Below are 20,798 nucleotides of genomic sequence, written 5' to 3'. Positions count from 1 at the left end.
GCCCCGGACGACCCGGCTGGTCTGTCGGTGTGCGCCAGTAGGGTGTGAGGCATGGCAGACCCCTCCACCTACCGCCCCGAACCGGGACAGATCCCCGACTCGCCGGGGGTCTACAAGTTCCGTGACGAGCACGGCCGCGTGATCTACGTCGGCAAGGCCAAGTCCCTGCGCCAGCGCCTCGCCAACTACTTCCAGGACCTGGCGGGCCTGCACCCGCGCACGCGGACCATGGTCACCACGGCCGCGTCCGTGGAGTGGACGGTGGTCTCCACGGAGGTGGAGGCGCTCCAGCTGGAGTACTCCTGGATCAAGGAGTTCGACCCCCGCTTCAACGTCAAGTACCGCGACGACAAGAGCTACCCCTACCTCGCCGTCACCCTCGGCGACGAGTTCCCCCGCGTCCAGGTCATGCGCGGCCACAAGCAGAAGGGCGTGCGCTACTTCGGGCCGTACGCGCACGCGTGGGCCATCCGCGAGACCGTCGACCTGCTCCTGCGCGTCTTCCCCGTCCGCACGTGCACGTCCGGGGTGTTCCGGAACGCGAACCGCACGGGCCGCCCCTGCCTCCTCGGCTACATCGGCAAGTGCTCGGCGCCCTGCGTCGGCCGGATCGACCCCGAGGAGCACCGCGAACTGGCCCAGGAATTCTGCGACTTCATGGCCGGCCGGACGGGCACGTACATCCGCCGCCTGGAGAAGGAGATGACGGCGGCCGCCGAGGAGATGGAGTACGAGCGGGCCGCCCGCCTCCGCGACGACATCGAGGCCCTGCGCCGGGCCATGGAGAAGAACGCCGTCGTCCTCGCCGACGCCACCGACGCCGACCTGATCGCGGTCGCGGAGGACGAGCTGGAGGCCGCCGTCCAGATCTTCCACGTCCGCGGGGGCCGGGTCCGCGGCCAGCGCGGCTGGGTCACCGACAAGGTCGAGGCCGTCGACACGGCCGGCCTCGTGGAGCACGCCCTCCAGCAGCTGTACGGCGAGGAGAGCGGTGACGCGGTGCCGAAGGAGGTCCTGGTCCCCGCCCTGCCCGAGGACCCCGAGGCGGTCACGCAGTGGCTGGGCGACCGCCGCGGTTCCCAGGTGTCCCTGCGCGTCCCGCGGCGCGGCGACAAGAAGGACCTGATGGAGACCGTCGGGCGCAACGCCCGGCAGGCCCTCGTCCTCCACAGGACCAAGCGCGCCAGCGACCTCACCACCCGCTCCCGCGCCCTGGAGGAGATCGCCGACGCCCTCGGCCTGGACGCGGCCCCGCTGCGCATCGAGTGCTTCGACATCTCCCACCTCCACGGCGAGGACGTCGTCGCCTCCATGGTCGTCTTCGAGGACGGGCTGCCCCGCAAGAGCGAGTACCGCCGCTTCGAGATCAAGGGCCGCGTCGGGGACACGCAGGTCTGGCACGGCCAGGGGCAGGACGACGTCCGCTCCATGCACGAGGTGGTCAGCCGCCGCTTCCGCCGCTACCTCGCGGAGAAGGAGCGGACGGGGGAGTGGCTCGCCGAGGGCGGCGAGGTCCCCGCCGACGCCGCGGACCCCGCCTCCGCCGAGGAGAACGGCCGGCCGAGGAAGTTCGCCTACCCGCCCCAGCTCGTCGTCGTCGACGGCGGGAAGCCGCAGGTCGCCGCCGCCCGCCGGGCCCTCGACGAGCTGGGCGTCGACGACGTCGCCGTGTGCGGGCTGGCCAAGCGGCTCGAAGAGGTCTGGCTGCCCGACGAGGACGACCCGGTGGTCCTGCCCCGCACCAGCGAGGGCCTGTACCTCCTCCAGCGGATCCGCGACACGGCCCACGACTTCGCCATCCGCTACCAGCGCGGCAAGCGCGGCAAACGGCTGCGCACCAGCCCCCTGGACGACGTCCCGGGCCTCGGTGACGCGCGCAAACGGGCGTTGGTCAAGCATTTCGGTTCGGTGAAACGGCTCCGGCAGGCGACAATCGAGCAGATCTGCGAGGTGCCCGGCTTCGGGCGCAAGACCGCCGAAGCCGTCGCCGTCGCCCTCGCCCAGGCGGCCCCGGCCGCTCCCGCCGTGAACACGGCGACAGGAGAGATCATTGAAGACGACGACGGGGGAATCGCACATGGACGGGCATCCGGGCATGAATGACCACACCGCGCAGGACGACCGAGAAGACGGAGCAGCAGACGTGAGTACGGGCACGACGATCGAGGCCGGCGAGGCCGCCGAGGCGGCCATCCCCGAGCTGGTGATCATCTCCGGCATGTCCGGCGCCGGGCGCAGCACGGCCGCGAAGTGCCTGGAGGACCTCGGCTGGTTCGTCGTGGACAACCTGCCGCCCGCCCTGATCCCGACCATGGTCGAGCTCGGTGCCCGCTCGCAGGGCAACGTCGCCCGCATCGCCGTCGTCGTCGACGTCCGCGGCCGCCAGTTCTTCGACAACCTCCGCGAGTCCCTCGCCGACCTCGACGCCAAGCAGGTGACGCGCCGCATCGTCTTCCTGGAGTCGTCCGACGACGCGCTCGTGCGCCGCTTCGAGTCCGTGCGCCGCCCCCACCCGCTCCAGGGTGACGGCCGCATCGTCGACGGCATCGCCGCCGAGCGCGACCTGCTGCGCGAGCTGCGCGGCGACGCCGACCTGGTGATCGACACCTCCAGCCTCAACGTGCACGAGCTGCGCGCCAAGATGGACGCCCAGTTCGCCGGCGACGAGGAGCCCGAGCTGCGGGCCACGGTCATGTCGTTCGGCTACAAGTACGGCCTGCCCGTCGACGCCGACCTCGTCGTCGACTGCCGCTTCCTGCCCAACCCGCACTGGGTGCCCGAGCTGCGCCCCTTCACCGGGCTCAACGAGGAGGTGTCCGGTTACGTCTTCAACCAGCCGGGCGCCAAGGAGTTCCTCGACCGGTACACGGAGCTGCTCCAGCTGATCGCCGCCGGGTACCGCCGCGAGGGCAAGCGGTACGTCACCGTCGCCGTCGGCTGTACGGGTGGCAAGCACCGCTCCGTCGCCATGTCCGAGAAGCTCGCCGCCCGGCTCGCCTCGGAAGGGGTCGAGACCGTCGTCGTGCACCGGGACATGGGGCGCGAGTGATGCGCCCGTACCGGCGGCGCGCGAGCACCCTGTCCGCTCGCACGCTGCGCAGACGCGGCGCACAGCCGAAGGTCGTCGCGCTCGGCGGGGGCATGGGCCTGTCCGCGTCCCTCGCCGCCCTGCGCCGGATCACCGGCGACCTGACCGCGGTGGTCACCGTCGCCGACGACGGCGGGTCCAGCGGCCGGCTCCGCGAGGAGCTGGGCGTCCTGCCCCCCGGGGACCTGCGCAAGGCCCTCGCCGCCCTGTGCGGCGACGACGAGTGGGGCCAGACCTGGGCGCGGGTCATCCAGCACCGCTTCCAGTCCAAGGGCGACCTGCACGAGCACGCCGTCGGCAACCTGCTGATCGTCGCCCTGTGGGAACAGCTCGGCGACCACGTGCAGGCGCTGGACCTGGTCGGTAGGCTGCTCGGCGCGCAGGGCAGGGTGCTGCCCATGTCCGCCGTGCCGCTGGAGCTCCAGGCCCTCGTCAAGGGCCACGACCCGGCCCGGCCGGACGACGTGGACACCGTGCGCGGCCAGGCGACCGTGGCGCTCACGCCCGGCGAGGTCCAGTCGGTGCACCTGGTGCCCCACGACCCGCCGGCCGTCCCGGAGGCCGTCGCCGCGGTCCTGGACGCCGACTGGGTGGTCCTCGGACCGGGCTCGTGGTTCTCCTCGGTGATCCCGCACCTCCTGGTGCCGGAGCTGCTGGACGCGCTCGTGGAGACGAAGGCCCGCAGGGTCCTGTCGTTGAACCTCGCGCCGCAACCCGGTGAAACCGCCGGGTTCTCTCCGCAGCGTCATTTGGAGGTTTTGGCCCGACACGCCCCTAAACTCGCCCTGGACGTGGTGCTGGCCGACGAGGCCGCCGTGCCCGACCGCGAGTCGCTGGCGGACGCCGCGAAGCGGCTCGGCGCAGCGGTCGAGCTGGCCCCGGTGGCCAGGAAGGACGGCCTGCCCAAGCACGACCCGGAGCTGCTGGCCGCCGCGTACGACCGTATTTTTCGGATGCATGGAAGGATCGGCCCATGGCGATGACGGCAGCGGTGAAGGACGAGATCTCCCGGCTCCCCGTCACCCGCACCTGCTGCAGAAAGGCCGAGGTCTCGTCGATCCTGCGGTTCGCCGGCGGCCTGCACCTGGTGAGCGGCCGGATCGTGATCGAGGCGGAGCTGGACACGGCGATGGCGGCGCGCCGCCTGAAGCGGGACATCGCGGAGATCTTCGGGCACGGTTCGGAGCTGATCGTCATGGCCCCGGGCGGGCTGCGGCGCGGCTCCCGCTTCGTGGTGCGCGTGGTGGCGGGCGGCGACCAGCTGGCCCGCCAGACGGGCCTCGTCGACGGTCGGGGCAGACCGATCCGGGGTCTGCCCCCGCAGGTCGTCTCCGGCGCGACCTGTGACGCCGAGGCCGCCTGGCGCGGTGCCTTCCTGGCGCACGGCTCGCTCACCGAGCCCGGCCGGTCCTCCTCCCTGGAGGTCACCTGCCCCGGCCCGGAGGCCGCGCTCGCCCTGGTCGGCGCCGCCCGTCGGCTCTCCATCGCCGCCAAGGCCCGCGAGGTGCGGGGCGTGGACCGGGTCGTCGTCCGCGACGGCGACGCGATCGGCGCCCTGCTGACCCGGCTCGGCGCCCACGAGTCCGTACTGGCCTGGGAGGAGCGGCGGATGCGCCGCGAGGTCCGCGCCACGGCCAACCGGCTCGCCAACTTCGACGACGCCAACCTGCGCCGCTCGGCCCGCGCCGCCGTGGCCGCCGGCGCCCGGGTCCAGCGCGCCCTGGAGATCCTCGGCGAGGACGTGCCGGAGCACCTCGCGGCGGCCGGGCGGCTGCGCATGGAGCACAAGCAGGCGTCGCTGGAGGAGTTGGGCGCCCTCGCCGACCCGCCGCTCACCAAGGACGCCGTCGCGGGCCGCATCCGCCGCCTCCTCGCCATGGCCGACAAGCGCGCCCAGGACCTGGGCATCCCGGGCACGGAGTCGAACCTGACGGAGGAGATGGCCGACGGCCTCGTCGGCTGACCCCGCCCTCCCGCCACCCCCGCCGTACGCGTACGGCGGGGGTTGTCGTATGCACATATGGGCGGATGTACCGCACGTTTGACTACCCGGCGGTAGGTTCCCACGATCCGGTCGTCCCGGTGCGCTCGATGTCACTCCGGAGGCCCGGGAGAGGTAGGGTCGGAGGCGGTCGGGGACATCCCAAACAAAGCTCGCCGGGCGTCGAACCCCGGCGTACCTAACGAGGAGATCGGTTCGTGACGATCCGCGTAGGCATCAACGGCTTCGGCCGCATCGGTCGTAACTACTTCCGCGCGCTGCTGGAGCAGGGTGCAGACATCGAGATCGTGGCTGTCAACGACCTGGGTGACACCGCGACCACCGCTCACCTGCTGAAGTACGACACGATCCTGGGCCGCCTCAAGGCCGAGGTGTCCCACACCGCCGACACGATCACCGTCGACGGCCACACCATCAAGGTCCTCTCCGAGCGCAACCCGGCCGACATCCCCTGGGGCGAGCTGGGCGTCGACATCGTCATCGAGTCGACCGGCATCTTCACCAAGAAGGCCGACGCCGAGAAGCACATCGCCGGCGGCGCCAAGAAGGTCCTCATCTCGGCTCCGGCCAGCGACGAGGACATCACCATCGTCATGGGCGTCAACCAGGACAAGTACGACGCGGCCAACCACCACGTCATCTCCAACGCCTCCTGCACCACCAACTGCGTGGCCCCGATGGCCAAGGTCCTCGACGAGAACTTCGGCATCGTCAAGGGCATGATGACCACGGTCCACGCGTACACCAACGACCAGCGCATCCTGGACTTCCCGCACAAGGACCTGCGCCGCGCCCGGGCCGCCGCGGAGAACATCATCCCGACGTCCACCGGCGCCGCCAAGGCCACCGCGCTCGTCCTCCCGCAGCTCAAGGGCAAGCTGGACGGCATCGCCATGCGCGTCCCGGTCCCGACCGGCTCGGTCACCGACCTCGTCCTGGAGCTCGACCGCGAGGTCACCAAGGACGAGATCAACACCGCCTTCCAGAAGGCCGCCGAGGGCCAGCTGAAGGGCATCCTCGAGTACACCGAGGACCCGATCGTCTCCTCCGACATCGTCAACTGGCCGGCCTCCTGCACCTTCGACTCGTTGCTGACGATGGTGCAGGGCAAGCAGGTCAAGGTCGTCGGTTGGTACGACAACGAGTGGGGCTACTCGAACCGCCTCGTCGACCTGACCGTCTTCGTCGGCGGCCAGCTCTGATAAACAGCAGGGCGGGCACCTCGATGTGAGCACAGGGTCCGGGCAGCGCAACGCCGCGCTGTACGGGCCCTGTGGCTTGCCCCGGCCACGAGTTCTCCAAGGAGCACCAACCGATGAAGACGATCGACACACTTCTCGAGCAGGGGGTCGACGGCAAGCGGGTCTTCGTCCGCGCCGACCTCAACGTGCCGCTCGACGGCACCGCCATCACCGACGACGGCCGGATCCGCGCGGTCCTGCCCACGATCAAGGCCCTCACCGAGGCCGGCGCCAAGGTCGTCGTGGCCTCCCACCTCGGCCGCCCCAAGGGCGCTCCGGACCCGGCCTTCTCGCTCCGCCCCGCCGCCGCCCGCCTCGCCGAGCTGCTCGGCGCGCCCGTCGCGTTCGCCGGTGACACGATCGGCAGCGAGGCCCACGACGCGGTGGGCGGCCTCCAGGCCGGCCAGGTCGCGGTCATCGAGAACCTCCGCTTCAACCCGGGCGAGACCTCCAAGGACGACGCCGCCCGCGCCGAGTTCGCCGCCCGCCTCGCCGCCCTCGCCGACGTGTACGTGGGCGACGGCTTCGGTGCCGTGCACCGCAGGCACGCCTCGGTGTTCGACCTGCCGAAGCTGCTGCCCTCCTACGCCGGCCACCTCATCGCGACCGAAGTCGGCGTCCTGAAGAAGCTCACCGACGACGTCCGGCGGCCGTACGTGGTCGTCCTCGGCGGCGCGAAGGTCTCCGACAAGCTGGGCGTCATCGACCACCTGCTGGAGAAGGCCGACCGCATCCTGATCGGCGGCGGCATGGCGTACACCTTCCTCAAGGCCAAGGGCCACGAGGTCGGCATCTCGCTGCTCCAGGAGGACCAGATCCCGGCCGTCCTGGACTACCTGGACCGCGCCGAGAAGCGCGGCGTGGAGTTCGTCCTCCCCGTCGACGTCCTGGTCTCCACCGAGTTCCCGGACCTGAAGACGAAGGCTCCCGCCAACCCCACCACGGTCGCCGCGGACGCCATCCCCGCCGACCAGGAGGGCCTCGACATCGGCCCGAAGACCCGCGAGCTGTACGCCTCGAAGCTCGCCGACGCCGCCACCGTCTTCTGGAACGGCCCGATGGGCGTCTTCGAGCACCCCGACTACGCCCAGGGCACCAAGGCCGTCGCCCAGGCGCTCGTCGACTCCCCGGCGTTCACCGTCGTCGGCGGCGGTGACTCCGCCGCCGCCGTCCGAACCCTGGGCTTCGACGAGAACGCATTCGGCCACATCTCGACCGGCGGCGGCGCCAGCCTCGAATACCTCGAGGGCAAGACGCTTCCCGGCCTCGCCGCACTGGAGGACTGAACACCGTGACCACCCGCACCCCGCTGATGGCGGGCAACTGGAAGATGAACCTCAACCACCTCGAGGCCATCGCCCACGTCCAGAAGCTCGCCTTCGCCCTCACCGACAAGGACTACGAGGCCGTCGAGGTCGCCGTCCTGACGCCCTTCACCGACCTGCGCTCCGTGCAGACCCTGGTCGACGGCGACAAGCTGAAGATCAAGTACGGCGCCCAGGACCTGTCGGCGCACGACTCCGGGGCGTACACCGGTGAGATCTCCGGTGCCATGCTCGCCAAGCTGAAGTGCGCCTACGTCGCCGTGGGCCACTCCGAGCGCCGCCAGTACCACGGCGAGACCGACACCCTCTGCAACGAGAAGGTGAAGGCCGCGTTCAAGCACGGCCTGACCCCGATCCTCTGCGTCGGCGAGGGGCTCGACGTCCGCAAGGCCGGCGACCAGGTCGACTACACCCTCGCCCAGCTCGACGGCGGGCTCAAGAGCATCCCCGCCGAGCAGGCCGAGACCATCGTCATCGCCTACGAGCCGGTGTGGGCCATCGGCACCGGCGAGGTCGCCACCCCCGAGGACGCGCAGGAGGTGTGCGGCGCCATCCGCGGCCGCCTCGCCGAGCTGTACTCGCAGGACCTGGCCGACAAGGTCCGCATCCAGTACGGCGGCTCCGTGAAGGCCGGCAACATCGCCGCGATCATGGCGCAGCCCGATGTCGACGGCGCCCTGGTCGGCGGTGCCTCGCTGGACCCCGAGGAGTTCGTCAAGATCGTCCGCTTCCGCGACCAGTGAGTATGCGGTAGGGCCGAATCGTCGTACCCTTGCGGGGGCCCGGGGCTTTCAGTGAGCCTGGGCCCCCGTCGTCCATCCAGTCCGAGAGAATTGCCAGGAAGTAGGGTCCAGCCGTGATTATGGGGTTCTCGATCGCCCTGATCGTGTTCAGCCTGCTGCTGATGCTGCTGGTGCTGATGCACAAGGGGAAGGGCGGCGGTCTCTCCGACATGTTCGGTGGCGGTATGCAGTCCTCCGTGGGTGGTTCCTCGGTCGCCGAGCGCAACCTCGACCGCATCACCGTCGTCGTCGGCCTGCTCTGGGTCGCCTGCATCGTCGTCGTGGGCCTGCTCATCAAGCTGGAGGGCTGACCGCGCCGTCCCGCGTCCCACCTCCCGCGCCCTGAGAACGGGGTAACTCCCGTCACTGGACGCGCGTTGGGCCTTACGTAGACTGGGGCATCCTCGAGCACCATCACGCAGGGAGTGACGACCGTGGCAAGTGGCAACGCGATCCGGGGAAGCCGGGTCGGGGCGGGGCCGATGGGGGAGGCCGAGCGCGGCGAGTCCGCACCCCGGCTCCGCATTTCCTTCTGGTGCTCCAACGGGCACGAGACACAGCCGAGCTTCGCCAGCGACGCACAGGTCCCGGACACTTGGGACTGCCCCCGGTGCGGCTTCCCGGCAGGTCAGGACCGGGACAACCCGCCGGACCCGCCGCGCACCGAGCCCTACAAGACGCACCTGGCGTACGTCAGGGAGCGGCGCAGCGACGCGGACGGCGAGGCGATCCTGGCCGAGGCGCTGGCCAAACTGCGCGGCGAGATCTGAGTCCTGGCACCCCGCGACACGGGCCCTGCCCGCGAAACCCCACCGGTTTCCGCGAGCAGGGCCCTTTTCGTACCCGTGGACGACTCCGACCTGTGGACAAGTCGGTGGGAGGGGGGCAGATCAATTAGGTTGGAGGGGCAGCGGGGCAAGCAGGCAGGTACGAGAAGAAGTGGGCCGATGTCCAACATGAACGCAGAAAGCAGCCGCCCGAGGCTGACCCGGATGCCGGAGTGGGCCGCCCTGGCGGAGCACCGCGAGCGGTTCGGCACGACGCATCTGCGCGAGCTGTTCGCCGCCGAGCCGACGCGCGGCACCGACTACACCCTGCGGGTCGGTGACCTGTATCTCGACTACTCCAAGCAGCTCGTCACGGAGGAGACCCTGACGCTGCTGCGCCGGCTGGCCGAGGCCACCGGGGTCGCGGAGCTGAGGGACGCCATGTTCCGCGGCGAGAAGATCAACACCACGGAGAACCGCGCCGTCCTCCACACCGCGCTGCGCGCCCCGCGCGACGCCGTGATCGAGGTCGACGGGGAGAACGTGGTGCCGGGCGTGCACGCCGTCCTGGACCGGATGGCCGACTTCTCCGGGCGCGTCCGCTCCGGTGCGTGGACCGGCCACACCGGAAAGCCCATCAGGAACATCGTCAACATCGGCATCGGCGGTTCCGACCTGGGCCCGGCGATGGCCTACGAGGCGCTGCGGTCCTACACGCGCCGGGACCTGACGTTCCGTTTCGTCTCCAACGTCGACGGCGCCGACCTGCACGAGGCGATCCGCGACCTGGACGCGGAGGAGACCCTCTTCATCATCGCGTCCAAGACGTTCACCACCATCGAGACCATCACCAACGCGACCTCCGCCCGCGCGTGGCTGCTCGACGAGCTGAAGGCGGGCCAGGAGGCCGTCGCCCGGCACTTCGTGGCCCTGTCGACCAACGCCGAGAAGGTCCAGGACTTCGGCATCGACACGGCGAACATGTTCGAGTTCTGGGACTGGGTCGGCGGCCGCTACTCGTACGACTCCGCCATCGGCCTCTCCCTGATGATCGCCATCGGTCCGGACCGGTTCCGCGAGATGCTCGACGGCTTCCGGCTGATGGACGACCACTTCCGCACGGCGCCGCCGGAGGAGAACGCCCCGCTGCTGCTGGGCCTCCTCGGCGTCTGGTACGGCGCGTTCTTCGACGCCCAGTCCCACGCGGTGCTGCCGTACTCGCACTACCTGTCCAAGTTCACGGCGTACCTCCAGCAGCTCGACATGGAGTCGAACGGCAAGTCCGTGGACCGCGACGGCCGAGAGGTCGACTGGCAGACCGGCCCGGTCGTCTGGGGCACGCCCGGCACGAACGGCCAGCACGCCTACTTCCAGCTGATCCACCAGGGCACGAAGACGATCCCGGCCGACTTCATCGGCTTCGCCAAGCCCGTCGACGACCTGCCGCCCCGCCTCGCCGCCCAGCACGACCTGCTGATGGCCAACTTCTTCGCCCAGACGCAGGCGCTGGCCTTCGGCAAGACCTCCGACGAGGTGCGGGCGGAGGGGGTCCCCGAGGAGCTCGTGCCGCACAAGACGTTCCGCGGCAACCACCCGACGACCACGATCCTCGCCGACGAGCTGACCCCGTCCGTGCTGGGCCAGCTCATCGCCCTGTACGAGCACAAGGTCTTCGTCCAGGGCGCGGTCTGGAACATCGACTCCTTCGACCAGTGGGGCGTCGAGCTGGGCAAGGTCCTCGCCAAGCGGATCGAGCCGGTGCTGACCCAGGGCGTCGGCGGCGAGGGCCTCGACGGCTCCACGGCGGCCCTGGCCGCCGCCTACCGGGCGTTGCGGGCGGGGTGACGCGGTGCGGGGGGAGGGCGCGGTGCGGCTGCGGCCGCCGCGGAACACGCTGGACGAGCGTGCGGTCGCCTGGTGGCGCACGCAGTGGCTGCTGGCGACGGCCGTGCCGACGGTCGTCCTGGCCGTGCTGGGCGGGCTCCTGGAGCCCGCCCGGACCTGGCTGCTCGCCGCCGCGGGGGCGGTGGCCGCGGCCGGGCTCGTGTGCACCGCGTTCTTCCCCCGCTGGTGGTTCCGGGTCCACCGGTGGGAGGTGACGGACGAGGCGGTCTACGTCCGCACCGGCTTCTTCTGGCAGGAGTGGCGGATCGCCCCCATGTCCCGCATCCAGACCGTGGACACCGTCCGCGGACCCCTGGAACAGGCGTTCCGGCTGGCCACGGTCACGGTCACCACGGCGTCCGCCAAGGGCGCGGTCACCCTCGCGGGGCTCGACCACCGGCTGGCCGCCGACCTCGCCGAGCGGCTGACGCTGATCACCCGCGACACGCCGGGGGACGCGACATGAGCGCGGCCCCCGGCGGCGGTGGGGACTGGCGGCGCCCCGACCGGCGCACGGCGCTGGTCACCGGTGCCGCCGGGGCCGGGGTCGCGGCCGGCGGCGCCGTGCCGGCGTTCCTCGCCCTGTCCGGCCCGATGGGCGCGGGAGGCGCGCTGTTCCTGGTGGCCGCCGGGTTCCTGCTGCTGGTCGTCGGCGGCGCGGCGATCGAGACCGTCCGGTGCCGCCGGACCCGTTACCGCGTCGGGGACGAGCGGGTCGAGCTGCACGCGCGGCTGTTCGTCCTGGAGCGGCGCCGCTCCCTGCCCCGCGAGCGCATCCGCACCGTCGACCTGACGGCCCCCCTGCCGCTGCGCCTCCTCGGCCTGGTGAAGGTGCGCATCGGGACGGGGGAGAGCACCGGTGGCGGCGAGTCCACGCTGGAGCTGCACGCCGTGAGCCGCGCCGAGGGCGAGCGGCTGCGGCGGGAACTGCTGCGCCGCGCCCCCGGCCCGGAGGCGACGGCCCGTCACGACGGAGAGCTGGCCGCCCTGGACCCGTCCTGGATCCGGTACGCGCCGGTGTCCTTCGTCGCGCCGCTCCTCGGCGGCGCGGCGGTCGGCGGTGTGATGCAGGTCAGCGAGTGGTTCGGGGCGCAGGGCGAGGTCATCGACCGGATAGGCGGCCTCTTCCGGGAGACGCCGGTCGTGTGGATCGTCGTCACGCTCACCGCGGTCGCGCTGTGCGCGGGGGTCGTCGGCGCGCTCGCCCTGTGGGTCGAGATGTGGTGGAACTTCCGGCTGGAGCGCGAGCCCGGCGGCACGCTGCGGGTGCGGCGCGGTCTGCTCACCGCCCGCTCCCTGACCATCGAGGAGCGGCGGCTGCGCGGCGTCGAGCTCGTCGAGCCGCTCGGCGTCCGGCTGTTCGGGGCCGCGCGGATAGACGCCGTCGCCACGGGCCTGTCGCAGGGCGCCGACGACAAGCACGACACCCACAAGTCGCTGCTGCCCGCCGTGCCCCGCACCGTCGCCGACGGGGTCGCCGCCCGTGTCCTGCGCGAGCCCGTACCGCCCACGGCCGCGCCGCTCACCCCGCACCCCCGGGCGGCCCGCGCGCGGCGGTTGCGCTGGGCGGTGGGCGCCGCGCTGGTACCCGCCCTGCCGCTCGCCGTGCTCGGCGCCGCGCTGGACGTCCGCGCCCTGCTGTACGCCGCCGGGGCGACCGCCCTGGTGCTGGTGGTGTGCGCCGCGGCCCTCGCCCTCGACGCGTACCGGGCCCTGGGGCACGGCACGGCCGGCGGCTACCTGGTGGCGCGTTCCGGGACGGTGCGCCGGTCGACCGTCGCCCTCCAGCGCGGCGGCGTCATCGGGTGGACGCTCAAGCAGTCGTACGCCCAGCGGCGCGCCGGGCTGCTCACGCTCACCGCGACCACGGCGGCCGGCGACGGCGCCTACGACGTGTACGACGCCGACGAGAGCGAGGGCCTGCGCTTCGCGGCCGCCGCCGTCCCCGGACTCCTGGAGCCGTTCCTCGAACCGGCGGAGTGACGCACGGCACAAGGACGGAGTGGCCGTCCCCGGCCGCCGGCGGTGATCATGAGCGGATGACCCACACCAGCCGACGCACCGTCCTCACCGCGCTCGCCACCGCCGCCGTCACCGGGCCGCTGCTGGGCGCCGTGACCGCGACCCCGGCCCACGCCACCGACGAGTTCGACCTCTACACCTCCAACACCGACCTCTACACGAAGCTGGCCGGCCAGGAGGGGGCCGAGTTCGCGCGCCGCTACAAGCGGCACGGGTTCCTCGACCACGACTACGCGGGGAGACACCCCTACAACCGCACCACCGTCCTCGCCATGCACGGCGGCGGCATCGAGACGGGCACGTCCGAGCTGTGCTTCGGCATAGCCGGCTACTACCCGGCCACCCTCCAGCCCGTCGACGACGGCCTCGACGTCCACGACTACTGGATGTTCGAGGGGCTGCGCAGCTCCGGCAACCGCGATCTCCACGTCACCGCCAAGAACAACGACGACCACGTCTGCCTCTCGATGGTCCGCTCCAGCCTCAACGTGCTGAGCCTGCACGGCTGCACGGCCGCCCAGGCGCACACCGCCGATCCGCGGGCCGTGGTCGTCGGCGGGCTCAACGAGCGGTTCAAGACCCTCCTGAAGGCCGAGTTCGACAAGGTGGGCATCGCCTGGAAGGACGGCAACGACCCCGAGGTCCGCGACCTCGCCGGAATCAACCCCGACAACCCCTGCAACCGCACCATGCTCGGCAAGGGCGGCCAACTGGAGCTCACCACCGAGCTGCGCGCCGCGATGTTCTCCGTGAACACCCGCGCCGGACGCGCCGGCAGCACCACGGCCGTGTACTGGGACTTCGTCCGCGCCTGCCGCACCGCCATCGCCCGGCTGCACCAGGACCCCGACCAGGTCATCCTCTGACCTGCGGGAACGACACAGGCCCGGCCCGCGCACCTTCCGCGAGCCGGGCCTGTGCCCGTGCCGGACGACGGCCGGTCAGGCCGGTGCCGCCGGGGAGAGCGTGCCCGGCAGCCGCGCCGCCGCGGCCGCGTCGAGCAGCCACAGCGTCCGCTTCCGCCCGTACGCGCCCGCCGCCGGGGCCTGCACCTCACCGGCGCCGGACAGGGCGACGGCCGCGGCCTGTGCCTTGTCCTCACCCGCCGCCAGCAGCCACACCTCGCGCGCCGAGCGGATCGCCGGGAGGGTGAGGGAGATCCGGGTGGGCGGCGGCTTCGGCGCGCCGTGCACGCCCACCACCGTCCGCTCGGTCTCCCGCACCGCCGGGTGCTCCGGGAACAGCGACGCGACGTGGGTGTCCGGGCCGACGCCCAGCATGAGCACGTCGAACCGGGGGACCGGGCCGAGGTCCTCCGGGCGGGCCGCGGCGGCGAGCTCCTCCGCGTACGCGGCGGCGGCGGCGTCCGCGTCCGCGCCGTACGCGCCGCCCGCCGCGGGCATCGGATGCACCCGCGCCGGGTCCAGCGGCACGTCGTCGAGGAGCGCGGCCCGCGCCTGCGTGTCGTTCCGGTCGGGGTCGCCCTCCGGCAGGAAGCGCTCGTCGCCCCACCACAGGTCGAGCCGCGACCAGTCGATCGCGTCCCGCGCGGGAGCCGAGCGCAGCGCGGCGAGCAGGCCGTTGCCGTTGCGGCCACCGGTGAGGACCACCGACGCGGAGCCGCGGGCGGCCTGCGCGTCGATGATCCGGGTGATGAGCCGGGCGGCGGCGGCCTGCGCCATCAGCTCCTTGTCGCGGTGGACGACCAGCTGGGGGGTGCTCACTTGGCGGCCGCCTTCTTCGCCGGGGCCTTCTTCGTACCGGCCTTGCCCGCCGGCGCGGGAGCGGCCGTACCGGCACCGCCGGCGGCGTCACCCGCGTCCGACGAAGCCGCGTCCGACGGCGCCTGAGCCGGGGAATCCTGGGCCGAGGAGGGAGCCGGAGCCCCGGCCGAGCCGTTCGCCGTCTCGCCCAGCCGCTCGACCCCGTACCGCAGCGCCGACGCGTACGTGTCGTCCGGGTCCAGCCGCCGCAACTCCTCCGCGATCAGCTCGGCCGTGTCGCGCCGCTTGAGCGCGACCGCCCGGTCCGGCTGCCCCTGCACGCACAGCGTGGCGAGCGACCCGTCCGGCCGGTCCAGCACGATCGGCCCGCAGTCGGTCTCCAGCCGCACGGCGGTGAGACCGGGGCCCGCGGAGGTCGTACGGCGCACCGCGATCCCGAGCCGGTCCGCCAGCCACATGGCCAGCAGCTCGACGCTCGGGTTGAACTCCTCGCCCTCCACCTCGGCGGAGACCACCTGGCAGGCGACCTGGTCCAGCGCGGCGGCCAGCATCGAACGCCACGGCGTGATGCGCGTCCAGGACAGGTCCGTGTCGCCCGGCGTGTACGCCTCGGCGCGCTCCACCAGCTCGCGGACCGGGTCCTCGGCGTTGTACGTGTCGGTCACCCGCCGCTGGGCGAGGGCGCCCAGCGGGTCCTTGGCGGGGTTGGTCGGTGCGTTGACCGGCCACCACACCACGACGGGCGCGTCGGGCAGCAGCAGCGGCAGCACGACCGACTGGGCGTGGTCGATGACCTCGCCGTGCAGCCGCAGGATGACCGTTTCACCGGTACCCGCGTCGGCGCCGACCCGGACCTCCGCGTCCAGCCGTGCCTTCGCCCGGTCGCGCGGGGAGCGGGAGACCCGCTTGATGACGACGAGCTTGCGCGACGGGTGCTCGCGGGAGGCCTCGTTGGCCGCGCGGAGCGCGTCGTACGCGTTCTCCTCGTCGGTGACGATGACCAGGGTCAGCACCATGCCGACGGCGGGGGTGCCGATGGCGCGCCGCCCCTGGACCAGCGCCTTGTTGATCTTGCTGGAGGTGGTGTCCGTAAGGTCGATCTTCATGGCCGGCGCCAGCTCCGTCCGTCTCGTGCGAGCATTTCGTCCGCCTCGACCGGACCCCACGTGCCCGCCCGGTACTGCGCGGGCCTGCCGTGCTTGTCCCAGTAGTCCTCGATCGGGTCGAGGATCCGCCACGACAGCTCGACCTCCTCCACGCGCGGGAAGAGGTTGGCGTCGCCGAGGAGGACGTCGAGGATCAGCCGCTCGTACGCCTCCGGGCTGGACTCGGTGAACGACTCGCCGTACGCGAAGTCCATCGAGACGTCCCGCACCTCCATCGAGGTGCCCGGCACCTTCGAGCCGAACCGCATGGTCACGCCCTCGTCCGGCTGGACGCGGATCACCAGCGCGTTGTGGCCCAGCTCCTCCGTCGCCGTGTGGTCGAACGGGGAGTGCGGGGCCCGCTGGAAGACGACCGCGATCTCCGTCACCCGGCGGCCCAGGCGCTTGCCGGTCCGCAGGTAGAAGGGGACGCCCGCCCAGCGGCGGTTGTCGATCTCCAGCTTGATCGCGGCGTACGTGTCGGTCTTGGAAGCGGGGTCGATGCCCTCCTCCTCCAGGTAGCCGACGGCCTTCTCGCCGCCCTGCCACCCGGCCGCGTACTGGCCGCGCACCGTCGAGGCGCCCAGGTCCTTGGGGAGCCGCACGGCCCCCAGCACCTTGGTCTTCTCGGCGGCGAGCGCGTCCGCGCCGAAGGAGGCGGGCTCCTCCATCGCGGTCAGCGCGAGCAGCTGGAGCAGGTGGTTCTGGATCACGTCGCGGGCGGCGCCGATGCCGTCGTAGTAGCCGGCCCGGCCGCCGATGCCGATGTCCTCGGCCATGGTGATCTGCACGTGGTCGACGTACGACCGGTTCCAGATCGGCTCGAAGAGGGTGTTGGCGAACCGCAGCGCCAGGATGTTCTGGACGGTCTCCTTGCCCAGGTAGTGGTCGATCCGGAACACCTGGTCCGGGGTGAACACCTCGTGGACGATCGCGTTCAGCTCCTGGGCCGAGGCCAGGTCGTGCCCGAACGGCTTCTCGATGACCGCGCGCCGCCAGCACCCCTCCCGCTGCGAGGCCAGCCCGTGGTGCTTCAGCTGCTGGACCACCACGGGGAAGAACTTGGGCGGCACGGAGAGGTAGAAGGCGAAGTTGCCGCCGGTGCCCTGCGCCTTGTCCAGCTCGTCCATGGTGGCCTTGAGCTGCTCGAACGCCGTGTCGTCGTCGAAGTCGCCCTGGACGAACCGCATGCCCTGGATGAGCTGCTGCCACACCTCCTCGCGGAAGGGGGTGCGCGCGTGCTGCTTCACGGCGTCGTGGACGACCTGCGCGAAGTCCTCGTCCTGCCACTCGCGGCGGGCGAAGCCGATCAGCGCGAAGCCCGGCGGCAGCAGCCCCCGGTTCGCCAGATCGTAGACGGCGGGCATCAGCTTTTTACGTGACAAATCGCCCGTGACGCCGAAGATGACCAGGCCCGACGGCCCCGCGATGCGCGGGAGCCGTCGGTCCGCGGCGTCACGCAGCGGATTGCTGCTGTGCAAGGTCCTATGCCTCCGAAGGGGCGAGGCGCTTGAGCTCCGCCTCGGTCGACGCCAGTAGGTCGCTCCAGGACGCCTCGAACTTCTGGACGCCCTCGTCCTCCAGAAGCTGGACCACCTCGTCGTAGCCGATGCCCAGCTTCGCGAGCGCGTCCAGGTCCGCACGGGCCTGCTCGTACGTACCGGCGATGGTGTTGCCGCGGATCTCGCCGCGCGCGGCGGTGGCCTCCAGCGTCGCCTCGGGCATCGTGTTCACCGTGCCCGGGGCGACCAGCTCGTCCACGTACAGCGTGTCCTTGTAGGCCGGGTCCTTCACCCCCGTCGACGCCCACAGCGGACGCTGCTTGTTGGCCTGCGCCCGGTCCAGCGCCGCCCAGCGCTCGGAGCCGAAGACCTCCTCGTACGCCTGGTAGGCGAGGCGCGCGTTGGCCAGGGCGGCCTTGCCGCGCAGCGCCTTCGCCTCGGGCGTGCCGAGGCCGTCCAGCCGCTTGTCGATCTCGGTGTCCACCCGGGACACGAAGAACGACGCCACCGAGTGGATCTTCGACAGGTCCAGGCCGCGCTCCTTGGCCTTCTCCAGGCCGGAGAGGTACGCGTCCATGACGGCGCGGTAGCGCTCCAGCGAGAAGATCAGCGTGACGTTGACGCTGATGCCCAGGCCGATGGTCTCCGTGATCGCCGGGAGGCCCGCCTCGGTGGCGGGGATCTTGATGAGCGTGTTCGGCCGGTCGACCAGCCACGCCAGCTGCTTCGCCTCGGCGACCGTCGCCCGCGTGTCGTGCGCGAGCCGCGGGTCCACCTCGATCGACACCCGGCCGTCCTGGCCCTGCGTCGCGTCGAAGACGGGGCGGAGGATGTCGGCGGCGTCCCGGACGTCCGCCGTCGTGATCATGCGGATGGCCTCTTCGACGGTCACCCGGCGGGCCGCGAGGTCGGCCAGCTGGCCGTCGTAGCCGTGGCCCTCGGAGATCGCCTTCTGGAAGATCGACGGGTTGGTGGTGACACCCACCACGTGCTGCTCGTCGATCAGCTCCGCCAGGTTGCCGGAGGTGATCCGCTTGCGGGACAGGTCGTCGAGCCAGATCGCGACGCCTTCGTCGGAGAGGCGCTTGAGTGCGTCTGTCATGAGGATTGCATCTCCTACTCGTGCTTGTGTTGGCGTCAGCGCGTCGCGGCCGCGAGCGATTCCCGTGCGGCGGCGGCGATGGCCTCCGGGGTGAAGCCGTACTCCCGGAACAGCAGCTTGCCGTCGGCCGACGCACCGAAGTGCTCCAGCGACACGATCCGGCCCGCGTCGCCCACGTACCGGTGCCAGGTCAGACCGATGCCGGCCTCCACCGCCACCCGCGCCTTCACCGACGGCGGCAGCACGGAATCCCGGTACCCCCGGTCCTGCTCCTCGAACCACTCGACGCACGGCATCGACACGACACGCGTCGGCACGCCCGCCGCCTGGAGCTGCTCGCGCGCCTCCACGGCCAGGTGCACCTCGGAACCCGTGGCGATCAGGACGACCTGCGGCTCGCCGCCCTCGGCGTCCGCCAGCACGTAGCCGCCCCTGGCCGTTCCCTCGTTCGGCTCGTACGTCGGCACGCCCTGACGGGTCAGCGCGAGGCCGTGCGGGGCGCCCTTGCCGAACTCCTTCGTCCAGCGCCGCAGGATCTCGCGCCAGGCGATCGCCGTCTCGTTCGCGTCGGCCGGGCGGACCACGTTCAGGCCCGGGATGGCGCGCAGCGACGCCAGGTGCTCCACCGGCTGGTGGGTCGGGCCGTCCTCGCCGAGGCCGATCGAGTCGTGCGTCCACACGTACGTCACCGGCAGGTGCATCAGCGCCGAGAGCCGGACCGCGTTGCGCATGTAGTCGGAGAACACGAGGAAGGTGCCGCCGAAGATCCGCGTGTTGCCGTGCAGCGCGATGCCGTTCATCTCGGCGGCCATCGCGTGCTCGCGGATGCCGAAGTGGATCGTGCGGCCGTACGGGTCGGCCTCCGGCAGCGGGTTGCCCTCCGGCAGGAACGACGACGTCTTGTCGATCGTCGTGTTGTTCGAGCCCGCCAGGTCGGCGGAGCCGCCCCACAGCTCGGGGACGACCGCGCCGAGCGCCTGGAGGACCTTGCCGGACGCGGCGCGCGTGGCGACCGCCTTGCCCGCTTCAAAGACCGGGAGCTTCTCCTCCCAGCCCGTGGGCAGCTCGCCCGCGGAGATCCGGTCGAACTCGGCCGCGCGCTCCGGGTTGGCGGCACGCCACGCCTGGAAGTCCTTCTCCCAGGCGGCGCGGGCCTCGCGGCCCCGGTCCAGGGCCTTGCGGGTGTGCGCGATGACCTCGTCGGAGACCTCGAACGACTTCTCCGGGTCGAAGCCCAGCACGCGCTTGGTGGCCGCGACCTCCTCGTCGCCCAGCGCGGAGCCGTGCGCCGCCTCGGTGTTCTGCGCGTTCGGCGCGGGCCAGGCGATGATCGAGCGCATCGCGATGAACGAGGGGCGCCCGGTCTCCGCCTTCGCCGCCTGGATCGCCGCGTACAGGGCCGCCGGGTCGAGGTCGCCGTTCTCCTGCTGCTCGACGCGCTGCACGTGCCAGCCGTACGCCTCGTACCGCTTCAGGGTGTCCTCGGACACGGCGGTCTCGGTGTCGCCCTCGATCGAGATGTGGTTGTCGTCCCACAGCATGATCAGGTTGCCGAGCCTCTGGTGCCCGGCCATCGAGGACGCCTCCGCGGAGATGCCCTCCTGGAGGCAGCCGTCACCGGCGATGACGTACACGAAGTGGTCGAACGGCGAGGTGCCGGGCGCCGCCTCCGGGTCGAACAGGCCGCGCTCGTAGCGGGCGGCCATCGCCATGCCCACGGCGTTGGCGACGCCCTGGCCCAGCGGGCCGGTCGTCGTCTCCACGCCCCTGGTGTGGCCGTACTCCGGGTGGCCCGGGGTCTTCGACCCCCAGGTGCGGAACGCCTTCAGGTCGTCCAGCTCCAGGCCGAACCCGGCCAGGTAGAGCTGGGTGTACAGGGTCAGCGAGGAGTGGCCCGCGGACAGCACGAAGCGGTCGCGCCCGGTCCAGTCCGGGTCCGCGGGGTCGTGGCGCATCACCTTCTGGAAGAGCGTGTACGCCGCGGGGGCCAGGCTCATGGCCGTACCAGGATGGCCGTTGCCGACCTTCTGTACGGCGTCCGCGGCCAGGACACGGGCGGTGTCGACGGCACGCTGGTCCAATGCGGTCCACTCGAGGTCTGTGGTGGTCGGCTTGGTGCTCACCCTCGGTCAGGGCTCCTCTCCACATGTCGCATGCCGATGACGTCGGTGCACCGGCCGCTGCCGAGCCTATCCCGTCACCAGGCCCGATTTT

The 20,798-nt window shown here is 71.8% G+C and carries 18 protein-coding genes; 13 read left to right on the top strand and 5 right to left on the bottom strand.

Going from position 1 to position 20,798, the window contains the following annotated elements:
* Positions 1-51: 51 nt before the first annotated feature.
* From uvrC to RND61_RS04880, 13 genes are all read left to right on the top strand, one after another.
* Positions 52-2,103, top strand: coding sequence for an excinuclease ABC subunit UvrC (gene uvrC / locus RND61_RS04940; protein WP_315876445.1), 2,052 nt, complete (start codon positions 52-54; stop codon positions 2,101-2,103).
* The gene (gene rapZ / locus RND61_RS04935; RefSeq protein ID WP_315876444.1) at positions 2,078-3,049 is read left to right on the top strand and encodes an RNase adapter RapZ; all 972 of its coding nucleotides are present in this window, start codon (positions 2,078-2,080) and stop codon (positions 3,047-3,049) included. Before uvrC ends, rapZ begins: the two co-directional genes overlap by 26 nt.
* Entirely contained in the window at positions 3,049-4,071 is a 1,023-nt protein-coding gene (locus RND61_RS04930; RefSeq protein WP_315876443.1) for a gluconeogenesis factor YvcK family protein, read from the top strand. The genes rapZ and RND61_RS04930 overlap by 1 nt, the downstream gene beginning before the upstream one ends.
* Positions 4,062-5,051: a DNA-binding protein WhiA gene (whiA, locus tag RND61_RS04925; RefSeq protein WP_010472975.1), complete on the top strand. Its 990-nt coding sequence runs from the start codon at positions 4,062-4,064 to the stop codon at positions 5,049-5,051. Before RND61_RS04930 ends, whiA begins: the two co-directional genes overlap by 10 nt.
* 236 nt (positions 5,052-5,287) lie before the next feature.
* Positions 5,288-6,292 carry a type I glyceraldehyde-3-phosphate dehydrogenase gene (gene gap / locus RND61_RS04920; protein ID WP_315876442.1) on the top strand — a complete coding sequence of 335 codons (1,005 nt, stop codon included), beginning with the start codon at positions 5,288-5,290 and terminating at the stop codon, positions 6,290-6,292.
* A 113-nt stretch (positions 6,293-6,405) separates the two neighbouring features.
* The gene (locus tag RND61_RS04915; protein WP_315876441.1) at positions 6,406-7,617 is read left to right on the top strand and encodes a phosphoglycerate kinase; all 1,212 of its coding nucleotides are present in this window, start codon (positions 6,406-6,408) and stop codon (positions 7,615-7,617) included.
* Between the two features lie 5 nt (positions 7,618-7,622).
* Positions 7,623-8,399, top strand: a complete 777-nt coding sequence (tpiA, locus tag RND61_RS04910; RefSeq protein WP_315876440.1) for a triose-phosphate isomerase — start codon at positions 7,623-7,625, stop codon at positions 8,397-8,399.
* 119 nt (positions 8,400-8,518) lie between these two features.
* Entirely contained in the window at positions 8,519-8,749 is a 231-nt protein-coding gene (gene secG, locus RND61_RS04905) for a preprotein translocase subunit SecG (protein ID WP_189537488.1), read from the top strand.
* A gap of 123 nt (positions 8,750-8,872) precedes the next feature.
* Positions 8,873-9,208 (top strand): RNA polymerase-binding protein RbpA, encoded by a 336-nt coding sequence (locus RND61_RS04900; RefSeq protein ID WP_003957010.1) that lies wholly within the window; start codon positions 8,873-8,875, stop codon positions 9,206-9,208.
* Positions 9,209-9,394: 186 nt separating this feature from the next.
* Positions 9,395-11,050 (top strand): glucose-6-phosphate isomerase, encoded by a 1,656-nt coding sequence (pgi, locus tag RND61_RS04895; RefSeq protein WP_315876615.1) that lies wholly within the window; start codon positions 9,395-9,397, stop codon positions 11,048-11,050.
* 22 nt (positions 11,051-11,072) lie between these two features.
* On the top strand, positions 11,073-11,555 hold the full coding sequence (locus tag RND61_RS04890) for a PH domain-containing protein (RefSeq protein WP_315876432.1): 483 nt from the start codon (positions 11,073-11,075) through the stop codon (positions 11,553-11,555).
* Complete coding sequence (locus tag RND61_RS04885; RefSeq protein WP_315876431.1) at positions 11,552-13,072, top strand: PH domain-containing protein; 1,521 nt, start codon at positions 11,552-11,554, stop codon at positions 13,070-13,072. Before RND61_RS04890 ends, RND61_RS04885 begins: the two co-directional genes overlap by 4 nt.
* Positions 13,073-13,128: 56 nt before the next feature.
* Positions 13,129-13,977 carry a poly-gamma-glutamate hydrolase family protein gene (locus tag RND61_RS04880; RefSeq protein WP_315876430.1) on the top strand — a complete coding sequence of 283 codons (849 nt, stop codon included), beginning with the start codon at positions 13,129-13,131 and terminating at the stop codon, positions 13,975-13,977.
* Between the two features lie 75 nt (positions 13,978-14,052).
* On the opposite strand, the gene pgl is transcribed toward RND61_RS04880, so the two are convergent.
* Genes pgl through tkt form a run of 5 tightly spaced genes read right to left on the bottom strand, consistent with a single transcriptional unit; the run spans position 14,053 to position 20,707 of the window.
* On the bottom strand, positions 14,053-14,835 hold the full coding sequence (gene pgl / locus RND61_RS04875; protein WP_315876429.1) for a 6-phosphogluconolactonase: 783 nt from the start codon (positions 14,833-14,835) through the stop codon (positions 14,053-14,055).
* Positions 14,832-15,941, bottom strand: coding sequence for a glucose-6-phosphate dehydrogenase assembly protein OpcA (opcA, locus tag RND61_RS04870; protein WP_315876428.1), 1,110 nt, complete (start codon positions 15,939-15,941; stop codon positions 14,832-14,834). The genes pgl and opcA overlap by 4 nt, the downstream gene beginning before the upstream one ends.
* The gene (gene zwf / locus RND61_RS04865) at positions 15,938-17,461 is read right to left on the bottom strand and encodes a glucose-6-phosphate dehydrogenase (protein ID WP_315876427.1); all 1,524 of its coding nucleotides are present in this window, start codon (positions 17,459-17,461) and stop codon (positions 15,938-15,940) included. Before zwf ends, opcA begins: the two co-directional genes overlap by 4 nt.
* 4 nt (positions 17,462-17,465) lie before the next feature.
* Positions 17,466-18,584 carry a transaldolase gene (gene tal, locus RND61_RS04860; RefSeq protein WP_315876425.1) on the bottom strand — a complete coding sequence of 373 codons (1,119 nt, stop codon included), beginning with the start codon at positions 18,582-18,584 and terminating at the stop codon, positions 17,466-17,468.
* 35 nt (positions 18,585-18,619) lie between these two features.
* Complete coding sequence (gene tkt, locus RND61_RS04855) at positions 18,620-20,707, bottom strand: transketolase (protein ID WP_315876424.1); 2,088 nt, start codon at positions 20,705-20,707, stop codon at positions 18,620-18,622.
* Positions 20,708-20,798: the final 91 nt, after the last annotated feature.

It is taken from the genome of Streptomyces tamarix, from assembly GCF_032423885.1.
GTDB lineage: Bacteria > Actinomycetota > Actinomycetes > Streptomycetales > Streptomycetaceae > Streptomyces > Streptomyces tamarix.
The sequence above is the reverse complement of the archived record's forward strand: the minus strand, read 5'-3'. Positions and strand labels throughout refer to the sequence as shown.